The sequence below is a fragment of the Asaia sp. SF2.1 genome (genome assembly GCF_000505765.1).
Taxonomy (GTDB): Bacteria; Pseudomonadota; Alphaproteobacteria; order Acetobacterales; family Acetobacteraceae; genus Asaia; species Asaia bogorensis.
On record NZ_AYXS01000012.1, the window covers coordinates 217,560 to 219,249 of the forward strand.

The 1,690-nt window shown below is 60.8% G+C and carries 3 protein-coding genes; 1 reads left to right on the forward strand and 2 read right to left on the reverse strand.

The window, feature by feature from the left end; translation table 11 throughout:
* The coding region (locus tag P792_RS27335) for an RNA polymerase sigma-54 factor (RefSeq protein ID WP_023978505.1) at positions 1 to 1,040 on the forward strand (1,040 nt) is incomplete at its 5' end.
* Positions 1,041 to 1,109: 69 nt separating this feature from the next.
* Here the strand turns inward: P792_RS27335 and P792_RS27340 are convergent.
* Together P792_RS27340 and P792_RS27345 are read right to left on the reverse strand one after the other, a co-directional pair.
* Positions 1,110 to 1,472, reverse strand: a complete 363-nt coding sequence (locus P792_RS27340; protein ID WP_023978506.1) for a RidA family protein — start codon at positions 1,470 to 1,472, stop codon at positions 1,110 to 1,112.
* Positions 1,473 to 1,474: 2 nt separating this feature from the next.
* Positions 1,475 to 1,672 carry a DUF1150 family protein gene (locus tag P792_RS27345; protein WP_035439809.1) on the reverse strand — a complete coding sequence of 66 codons (198 nt, stop codon included), beginning with the start codon at positions 1,670 to 1,672 and terminating at the stop codon, positions 1,475 to 1,477.
* Between the last annotated feature and the right edge of the window lie 18 nt (positions 1,673 to 1,690).

Here is a 1,690-nt window from a genome sequence, read left to right on the forward strand (position 1 = left end):
AGGCCTTTGCGCAGCCAGCCGAGCGTCATATGGCGCTGACTCTGCTCGACGCAATGAATGAATCGGGACGCCTTGATACCCCGATACCCGATCTCGCTGCGTTTACCGGCGTATCGATGGAAAGCATCGAGCAGGTGCGCAGTATCATGCTGCTTTTCGAGCCAGCCGGATGTTTCGCCACGTCACTGGCCGAATGCCTCGCCGCCCAGTTCAGGGCTAAGAACCGCCTCGATCCTGCAGTCACCACGCTATTGGGTCATCTCGACTGGCTTGCCAAAGGCGAGCATGAACGTCTGCAAAAAGCCTGTGGCCTCGACAGCCAGGACTACGCCGAGCTGCTGCAGGAGCTACGCGGCTGCGATCCCAGACCCGGCGCAGGGTTCGATCCCCCGCCCCCCGAGCCTGCGCCGGATCTGTTCATTCATCTCGTTGAGGGAGAGCCGATTGTCGCGCTTAACGAGGCCACATGGCCGGGGCTGACGATTGATGAACGTCTGTATCGGCGGTTACAGACCGCTGATCGCGAAGCCCGTGGCTGGGCTCAGGAAAAAAAGCAGGAGGCGCAAAATTTGTTACGCGCTGTCGAGCAGCGTGCCCGCTCGCTCCTGCTGATCTGCACAGCAATCGCGCGTCATCAGATCCTGTTCTTGCATGACGGTATCGACGCCCTGCGCCCTCTGACTCTGGCCCGCATTGCCGAGGTGACGGGGCTTCATGAAAGCACCGTCAGTCGCGTCACAGCGACACGCATGATCGGCACGCCCCACGGCGTCATTCCTTTGCGGCGGTTCTTTTCCACCGGACTGGGCGATGAGACGGATCAGACGAGTGCCGAGGCGATCAAGAACCGGATCAGGCAAGTCGTTTCAGCCGAGACGGCTGAGGCGATCCTGTCCGATGAGGCGATTACCCTGATGCTTCAGCAAGGCGGCATCGCCATCCAGCGACGCACGGTCGCCAAATATCGTGAAGCCCTCGGCATTGCAGGCTCGGCGCAGAGGCGCCGGGATTTTCGCATGAAAGCCCGAATGGCTTCGTGATGCGTTGGTCGCACCCCCATGCCGCGTCGCTTGGCGCAAGCATAGGGTGAACGAACGGGGATGGTCGGCTCAGATGGCGGCGATAGCTGTGATCTCGACAGCCCATTGCGGATCGACGAGACGCGTCTCGACTGTCGCCCGTGCCGGTTTATGGTCATGGTCGAGCCAGGCATCCCAGGCGCGATTCATCGCATCAATCTCGGTGATATCGGTCAGATGGACCTGCACCGAAAGGAGCTTGGTCTTGTCCGTGCCTGCCTCGGTCAGGAGTACATCGATCTGACGCAGGATATCGGCAGTCTGGCCTTCGGTATCGAGCGATGCGTCATCTGCAACCTGCCCTGCCAGATAGAGTGTATTGCCATGACGCACCGCCCCACTCAGGCGGTGTTCCTCGGCGTAACGCTGGATGGTGTCAGGCGTGGTGGTCATGGTCAGTGTACCCAGGCCGGAATCATTTCATGGTCGACAATGGCTTCGAAGGCGCTCGAACGGTCTTCCGCCAGCGCCATCGGGGTGCCATCCGCCGCGTGGATCGCAAAGGCAGCTTCGCCCTCGTAAACCACGGGTTTGACATAGGCGACATGGCTCATCCCGAACGCCTTCAAATCGTCATGCGACATGCGACGCAGATCGGCAACCGGGGCGGG